This window comes from Rahnella woolbedingensis, from assembly GCF_003602095.1.
Taxonomy (GTDB): domain Bacteria; phylum Pseudomonadota; class Gammaproteobacteria; order Enterobacterales; family Enterobacteriaceae; genus Rahnella; species Rahnella woolbedingensis.
In genome coordinates, this window is the sequence record NZ_RAHH01000092.1 from 1 (window position 1) to 746 (window position 746).

Annotated in this window: 1 protein-coding gene; it reads right to left on the minus strand. The window is 54.7% G+C overall.

Going from position 1 to position 746, the window contains the following annotated elements; all coding sequences use genetic code 11:
• Positions 1-50: 50 nt before the first annotated feature.
• A partial coding sequence (locus D6C13_RS25330; protein ID WP_120135350.1) for an IS5 family transposase occupies positions 51-746 on the minus strand: 696 nt, incomplete at its 5' end.

The window sequence follows — 746 nt, forward strand, 5'->3', positions numbered from 1 at the left end:
TTGTTGAATAAATCGGATTTAGATAAAAGCTCCCCTCGTCGCTGACTCCCTCAGGCAATCCGTACACTTTCTGGCATACCTGCACGCGTCATTTTGTTTAATGCGCGGATCATGGCCATAGCCTCCCCAACCTGCGCATCATAATCCCGTAACGTAAGATGCCCACCAAACAGCTGTTTGACACGGTACATTGCCGTTTCAGCCACCGAACGTCGGTTGTAAACCGTGTGCCATTTCCAGTACGCATTGCTTCCCGTCAGCCGTTGCCGGGCAACCGCCTGATTTCTGTCGGCATATACAGCTGGCCAGTAACCTGCGCGGGTTCGCGGCGGGATAAGTGCTTTGATTTTCTTACGCCGCAGTTCGTCGTGGCACCGTCTGGTGTCATAAGCTCCGTCGGCGCAGGCGGTTCTGATTTTCCGGTGGGTCTGGCGAATAAGCCCCGGGAAGGCCTCTGCATCCGTCACATTGTTCAGGGAAAGGTCGGCGCAGATAACCTCATGCGTATCAGCGTCCACCGCCAGGTGCAGTTTACGCCAGACGCGGCGCTTTTCCTTGCCGTGTTTTTTCACCTTCCACTCTCCTTCCCCGAAGACTTTTAATCCGGTGGAGTCGATAACCAGATGGGCTATTTCGCCGCGCGTGGGGGTTTTGAACGGGATATTGACGGACCTGGCCCGTCTGCTGACGCAGGAGTAATCTGGGCACCGGAGTGGGAGCTTCATCAGGGTAAAAATGGAATCAAT